The following is a 6,513-nucleotide window of genomic DNA, read 5'->3' on the forward strand; positions in this document are numbered from 1 at the left end:
TCCGTCAGGACTCATGGCATCAAAACAACCCGTGCCCTGAATTCGTCACGCGGGCGAAACCCGGAGCCATGGTGCCTCAGCTATCGACGCCGAGGATGGATTTCAGCTCGCGCGCCTGGTCGGCGTCGTCTTCATCGGTCAGCGCCTTGATCTCGGCCAGCTGCGAATTGGAAATCTTGTCGACGTCATACGGCACGCCGTGTTCGGTCAGCATGTCATAGGCCGTCATTTCCAGCTGGCTGCGCTCGACCTGGGTCATCTCGACGGAATCGCCGATCGGATCCGGCATGTCCGGCTGGTTTTCGAAGCCGATAATGGCCCAGAGGTCATTCTTCACATCCGGTCCGCTGCCGGTTTCTTCCAGCGTCTTGATGGAGGCAAGCTGGGCGGAATCGAGCATCGCGACGGGATAAGCGATGCCCGCATCGCGCAGCATCTGGGCGGCGGTCGCCTGAAGCTGGCTGGGCTCGCCCGTGCCTTCAACGGCATTGTCGACGGCCGGATCATAATTCGGTTCATTCTCGGTGCCGACGATCACGTAAAGTTCACGGCGCAGATCCTCGCCCTCGCGCTCTTCGACGGAGTCGCGGATCTGGGTCAGCTGATCGTCGGTGAGAAGGTCGACATCATAATCGATCTGCGCCTCGCTGAACGCCTGTTCGGCGACGGATTCAAGCTGGGTGCGATCCATGCTCGACGCGGTTTGTGCGAAGGCGGTACCGGACATCGTCACGATAACGGTCGTGGCAAGCAGCAGCTTTTTCATTTTTTGATCTCCAATCATGGTCTCGTCTATCGCGGTCTCATCCGCGTCACTGCCATTCAACTGCGGGCAGTATGTTTTGTTCCCGCGCCCTTGCCGCGGGCATCTTGCGGCGCGTGCGACACCCCCGGAAGCGGCAGGGCCTGCCGCGTCGCGCGAGGGGGACCGAAGCGGAAGTCAGGAAAACGGAAGCAATGATATATCCGGTTATTAAGAAACTATTAACTATGGGATGAAAATGGCGGCATTTATCGCAACGTCGAAATTACCGTCGGCCTTGCGAAGGGAATTCGTATTATACCTTGTGTTTTTTTCGGGTTTTCCCTAGCACGGAAAAAAGATCGGCGCGCTCAGGCTGCGGCGGCACGAATTCCGGAGTCCTTCCGAAGCGAAAGGAAAATGAGAATGGTTGATATTTCCAAGCTGTCCCGCGACGAACTGGAAGATCTGAAAGTTCAGATCGACAAACGCATGGCGGAGGTCGAAAAAGAGCAGAAGGATGCCGCCCTGGCCGAAATGCGCGAGATCGCGCAGCGCCACGGCGTGACGCTGGAGGAAATCGTCCAGATGGAGCGGGCCTCCGCCTCTCCGACCGGCGCGCTGCCGAAATACCGGGATCCCGAAAACCCGAAGAACACCTGGACGGGGCGGGGGCGCAAGCCGAAATGGCTGGTTCTGGCTTTGGAAGAAGGGGCGAATATCGAGGATTTCGCGATCTGATCTGCGGTATCCGCCTTATCTGTATGACCCGAGGAAAAGCCCCGCATCGCGGGGCTTTCTGCATCCCGTGCCCGGCTTGGCTCCGTCATTCTCGGTTGTTCATGAATTGCGCTTGCCCCCGGATCCCGGACCGGGCCAATGTTTGCTATGAGGCCATCGCGGCGGTCATGTCGATCCTCGCCTGCCCGGGCGTGCGATATCCGATGCTCGAATGGCGGCGCTGCCGATTAAGGAAGATGGCGATCTACTCGAGTTGAGCCCTGAAAAAATCGATCCAGTGACTCGATTTCAGGCGAAAACGGACGCCTTGGCCTTGCGGCGCGACCGGAACCTGGCTCGATGGACGAGCTCGGTCTTCAGCGATCCGAAGAAGCTCTCCATCGGCGCGTTCTGCGCTTTCGAACCGTTCCCGGACCGTTCGATCCGCTGGCGCGGACCAGCTTGAACGCGAGGCAATTTCCCTTCCGGCTCATCGATGCGTCGGCCTGCTCCTTGAACTCGGCGGTGAAGTGGCGCGGGGCTGTCTGTTCCTGTGCGATCCCTTGTTCCTGAGACTGCTGTAACTCCCAGTCCGGATCCGGGGACACGCTCATGCCGGACTTCATCCCTGTTCAGCGCCGCAGCGCTGGGGCCGAAGCCATCTCGACCGTCCTGTCGCTCATGTCGCAAGAGATCGCACGGGGCGCGATCGGTTCCACGATCGCGGGCGCACATCTGGCAGCCCTTCTTTTGGTCGAGACATTTCGCGCCCATGCCGAGCAGGCCGGACCTTCTCAATCCGGATGGCTCGGCGTTGCCCGCATTGCCTTCGATGACGTCCCATCGGGAAAAGCGCCGCGCGCCGCGAAGCGTGGCAATGGGTGTCCGCGCGGCCGCAGGGGCAATCGCCGTCCTGCCGATGCCGGACCGCGCCTTCAGCCAAGAGAAAAAGGCCGGCACTGCGTCGGGGGCGGCGGCTGCCCCCGGGCAAGCTGGAGGCGGAGGTCCGGGGCGCTGGCGGCTGCTCACACCGGCAGGAACGCTGCTGCTTCCAACGCCTTCCTTGCGGTGTTGCCCTGGAAGCCCGGGGCATGCAGGCGGGCCGCATAGAGGCGGCCGGGGATGTGCGGCTCCCAGGGGGCAGGCTTGCAGGAGCCGCTGATATCCGGCCATGCCGTCCGGTTCCATGGCGGGGCAGATGCGGAAAGCTGCGCGGCCTGAGGCGCCGCGACCGCTCCTGCCGCCCAAAGGGGCGCGCGGCCCCCGGAAATGGAAAGCCCCGCCGGACTGGATGTCCGGCGGGGCTTGGAAATTCCTGGGACCGACCGAAAGGTTATTCGCGGTTGCCCATGAATTGCGGCAATTATTTCTAATAGAAAAGTGTAAATCACTGTATCAGTGCAGAGCTCCGGCAGGGGATCTCCGCGTTATCGCAATGGCTACTAGGGAGCCCTTGTCTCGGCGGCGGCTCGGACCGCGTGCATGTTGTAAGGAGCGCGTAACTCCCGATGTGTAAACTCCAGCCGGATTCACCACGTTGATTCAGTGTCTTGCGCGCAGATTGGCTGCCGGACATGTATGTCGGCCGGCAGCGGGGTCGCGCGGGCCACGCTTGGCCCCGGGCGAAGCGCTGGCCGGGAAGGCAGGGCAGGGCGGAAGCTGGCCGTGACGCCGGAGCGCGCGGAGAGCTGCTGCCCGCCGTTCCGGCCGTTCGTCCGGCCAATGCCGGGCGGCGGATCTGCGGAGGAACCGGTCACCCAAAAGCCACGGGGGTCGCGCTTGGTATCGATGCCTTCCTCCAGACCGGTCATTCACTGCCTGAGGTTGCTACCTTGGCCTTCGTCGCGGAACAGGCAGTCCGCGGGGAGCGTGACCAGCTCGCCGACCCGCCAGCCGCAGGCAAGGTTCAGCGGGATCGCCGACAGCAGCAGCCGGTCGTCATCGGGGATATCCTCGCGCGGCAGAAGCGCGAGCAGGTCCATCAGCACCGCATCCGGGATGAGTTTCGCCGAGCGGCCTTCGTCGGTGCCCCTGGTGCCATGGCGGGCGGCCGCCGTCTTCGGCGCCTTGTAGTCCACGGCAATGCCGTAGAGACGCCGAAGCTCGCCGGTCATCGCCGCGAGAATTGTGAGGTAGTTGCGGGACTTGACCAGCAGCTTCGCCCCGGCACGGTGGAGATCGCCGGAGGTCAGGCCCGAAAGAGGGCGCGCGCCCAGAACGTCGCCGAGAGCCCTGGCAGCGGCAAGGTAATATCTGGCGTGATTTGGGCCGATCCCTCTTTTCCGTCTCCGTGCCAGGATGATGACCTTCGCGGCATCCCGCATCTCCGGGTGGGCGATCTTGCCGAACTTCAGCGTCTCCTTGCGGGGCCGGGCAACCGTCCCTTTCCAGGAGCCCAGCTCCCATTCGTCATCGGCAAAGCCGGTACCGTCCGGCAGCAGAAGTTCGAGGACACTGGCGTCAGGCCGCAGCTCGGGCTTGACCGCATTCAGCGCGCGGAGAAGGATCGGATCAATCATCCTCCCTCCCCGCAGCTATCCCGGCCGCCTGGAGACCAGCATTGATGCGCGCGAAGTCGTCCTGGATGCGGGTGCGTTGAGCATTGCCTTCGGCCTGCCGCCAGCGCTCGTGCTCGCCGCGCAGGAAATCCTCCGCGGCATCGACATCGGCATCGCGGAAGAAGAGGAAATGCGCGCATCCGGCGAGGCAGGCCGCGAAAGGGCTATGGCGACAGGTCCCGGTCTTCCCGCATTGCCCGATGATCGCGCGGTTAACCAGGTCAGGCACGATGACGGGCTTGTCGATCTTCCCCGCGGGCCGGGCCACCACCTTGCCCTGGAAGCTGCTGGCCAAGTCGGAGAACACGCCGCCCAGGGCCCGGTCGGCGCGCTCGAGCGCGGGCGTCATGTCGTTGCCCACCGCGTCGATATAGGCGTCCACGGAAGTGTCCGAGTTGTGTTCCAGGAATTCGCGGATGTCCGCCTTCGACCACCCCTTGCGGGCCAGCTGGGTGGCGACGGTGTGGCGCAGGCGGGTCGGCGTCACATGCAGCGGCTCTCCGGTCCGCGGGCTGAGGATCCCTATCCGGGCAATCCAGTCCTGGAGGAGCACCGTGCATGGCCCGGCAGCCTTTGGTCCGGCCACGCGCGTCTGGTGCGTCAACGGCGTCACGAAGAACAGCCCGAGATGCGCCTGCGCCTCCCGGATGGCCGGGCGCTCCGCGAAGCGCATCAGGTCGTCGTAGAGATCGTCGGGAAGGTCGTAGGGCCGCGGCGCGCCGTTGCGCTGCGCCTTCGCGCCGGGCACATAGACGACCGCGGGCAGTCCCGGATCCTGCGGGCGGCGGAAGATGCCATCGGCCATCACCGCAAGCATCTGCGCGGGCCGCCGTCCGAGGGCCGCCAGCGTGCGCAGCATCAGCCTGCAGAAATGCTCCGTGTCGGTTTCCGGTTTCGGCGGCGGCAGGAGGTTGCCGCGCAGGATCTCGAGTTCAGACGTGGTCAGCGCGCCGGACCCGGGGTCCCACGCGCGCACATCGGGCAACGCGGTCTTGCTGGTCAGCCTGTATTGCCGGAGCTGCTCCAGCTTTTCTTCGGTGCATCCGGGATGGCCCATGAGCTCAAGATCGGCGTAGAGCGACCTGAAATAGCTGGCGTATTCCGCGCTGACCGGTTGGAGTCCCAGCATCACGGCTGCCAGTTCGGCGGCGGTCAAGTCGCCCAGCGAGGCGTGCCCGTCAAAGGCTGCTGGAGACATGTCCTGCAACGCGGCGAGCATGGTCCCCATCCTCGCCAACTCCCGTCGACATCGGACCCGAAGGCGCTGGATCAGCACGGCCTTCAGTTCCGGCAGGACCCATGCAGGCAGGTCGAAGGCGTTCCAGTCGACAGAAAAGACAGTTCCGTTGAACCTCGTCCGCCAGAGCCCGCCGTCGATCCGCATGTAAACCGGATCCGCGATGCGGTTGAGGTTCTGCACGTATTCGGCCCCGTCCGGCGAGACCCAGAGGTCGCGTGCGGCGTCATGTGCGAGCGCGACTTCCACCCCGTCCTCGCGCCGGTAGAGCCCCGTCTCCGGATTGAACCGGAGGTCGTCGACGATGATCCGGTCGGTCAATCGATTGCGCCCCAGCTTGGCTTGCCGTCCGTCCCCTCGAGGGCGAAGGCGGCGCCGCGCGCCTTGTTCCGGCGGGCGGTCGCGGTGTAGATGTCGAGACTGTCCTCGGAGGACCAGCCGCCCCAGTAGACGAGGCCCGCGCGCATTTCCTCGCGCTCGAGCGGATCCTTGATGGCGTCCATCAGGACATAGGCCCGGTTGAAGAACGAGTGGCGCGCCGCGTGCCAGTGGAAATCCACGCCGGTTTCCGCGCGGATGAAGGCGGCCCGCCGCTGTGCGCTCTGCATCGACAGGGGCATGCCGTCGGTAGCGTTGATGACGAGATAGGGGTGTGCGAAACGGGTCTTCTGGTACCGGGCGCCGCTCTTCCGGCTGGCCCAGACCCATCGGTGGCTCAACTGGTAACGGCTGAAAAGTTCCGGGAAACGCGAATTCCTGAAGTAGTATCCGAGATCGCGGCCGAGGGTCTTGACCTGCGGCGCCCTGGGCGCGCGGGGGTCGACAAGGTCGCCGCGGCGATCGGTGCGCAGGATCTTCAGCCAATCCTGCGTCCGGCACGGCAGGTCCTCGAGACGCAGCGCCAGGATCTCGCCGATGCGCAACCCGTACTCGATCGCCATCCGCCACATGAGGTAGTCGCGGGCGGCAACGCGGCTGTCCGCCCCTCCGCTTGCCGCGGCATGGGCGAGGAATGTCTCGATCTCCCGGATCTCCGCGTCTTCCAGGTCTTCGGCGAACTCCTCCTTCGCGATATCGAGCGGCTTGACCTGCCGCCAGACCTTGCCATGCGCATCGAGGGCACGGGCCATGGCATCGGCATCGCCCGCATTGCCTTCGGAGACGGCCTATCGGGAAAAGCGCCGCGCGCCGCGGAGCGTGGCATTGAATGTCCGCGCGGCCGCAGGGGCAATCGCCGTCCTGCCGATGCCGGACCG

General features: G+C 64.6%; 6 protein-coding genes. 1 reads left to right on the forward strand and 5 read right to left on the reverse strand.

Going from position 1 to position 6,513, the window contains the following annotated elements:
- Nucleotides 1–76 precede the first annotated feature (76 nt).
- On the reverse strand, nucleotides 77–766 hold the full coding sequence (locus tag ICN82_RS10685) for an uS13 family ribosomal protein (RefSeq protein ID WP_193182523.1): 690 nt from the start codon (nucleotides 764–766) through the stop codon (nucleotides 77–79).
- Between the two features lie 402 nt (nucleotides 767–1,168).
- Between ICN82_RS10685 and ICN82_RS10690 the strand changes: the two genes are divergently transcribed.
- Complete coding sequence (locus tag ICN82_RS10690; RefSeq protein WP_193182524.1) at nucleotides 1,169–1,483, forward strand: H-NS histone family protein; 315 nt, start codon at nucleotides 1,169–1,171, stop codon at nucleotides 1,481–1,483.
- Nucleotides 1,484–1,771: 288 nt separating this feature from the next.
- Here ICN82_RS10690 and ICN82_RS21715 read toward each other — a convergent pair whose 3' ends face one another.
- From ICN82_RS21715 to ICN82_RS10710, 4 genes are all read right to left on the reverse strand, one after another.
- Nucleotides 1,772–2,650 (reverse strand): IS3 family transposase, encoded by an 879-nt coding sequence (locus ICN82_RS21715; protein ID WP_407943756.1) that lies wholly within the window; start codon nucleotides 2,648–2,650, stop codon nucleotides 1,772–1,774.
- 623 nt (nucleotides 2,651–3,273) lie between these two features.
- Entirely contained in the window at nucleotides 3,274–3,981 is a 708-nt protein-coding gene (locus ICN82_RS10700; RefSeq protein ID WP_193182528.1) for a hypothetical protein, read from the reverse strand.
- Nucleotides 3,974–5,578: a tyrosine-type recombinase/integrase gene (locus ICN82_RS10705; protein ID WP_193182530.1), complete on the reverse strand. Its 1,605-nt coding sequence runs from the start codon at nucleotides 5,576–5,578 to the stop codon at nucleotides 3,974–3,976. The genes ICN82_RS10700 and ICN82_RS10705 overlap by 8 nt, the downstream gene beginning before the upstream one ends.
- Nucleotides 5,575–6,387 carry a site-specific integrase gene (locus tag ICN82_RS10710; protein WP_193182532.1) on the reverse strand — a complete coding sequence of 271 codons (813 nt, stop codon included), beginning with the start codon at nucleotides 6,385–6,387 and terminating at the stop codon, nucleotides 5,575–5,577. The genes ICN82_RS10705 and ICN82_RS10710 overlap by 4 nt, the downstream gene beginning before the upstream one ends.
- Between the last annotated feature and the right edge of the window lie 126 nt (nucleotides 6,388–6,513).

Origin of the sequence: Mangrovicoccus algicola (genome assembly GCF_014903745.1) — a bacterium.
GTDB lineage: Bacteria > Pseudomonadota > Alphaproteobacteria > Rhodobacterales > Rhodobacteraceae > Mangrovicoccus > Mangrovicoccus algicola.

Bases quoted from the DNA above. Each gene is read 5' to 3' on its own strand.
- ICN82_RS10685 (WP_193182523.1), bottom strand. From the start codon at position 766: ATGAAAAAGCTGCTGCTTGCCACGACCGTTATCGTGACGATGTCCGGT.
- ICN82_RS10690 (WP_193182524.1), top strand. From the start codon at position 1,169: ATGGTTGATATTTCCAAGCTGTCCCGCGACGAACTGGAAGATCTGAAA.
- ICN82_RS21715 (WP_407943756.1), bottom strand. From the start codon at position 2,650: ATGGAACCGGACGGCATGGCCGGATATCAGCGGCTCCTGCAAGCCTGC.
- ICN82_RS10700 (WP_193182528.1), bottom strand. From the start codon at position 3,981: ATGATTGATCCGATCCTTCTCCGCGCGCTGAATGCGGTCAAGCCCGAG.
- ICN82_RS10710 (WP_193182532.1), bottom strand. From the start codon at position 6,387: ATGGCCCGTGCCCTCGATGCGCATGGCAAGGTCTGGCGGCAGGTCAAG.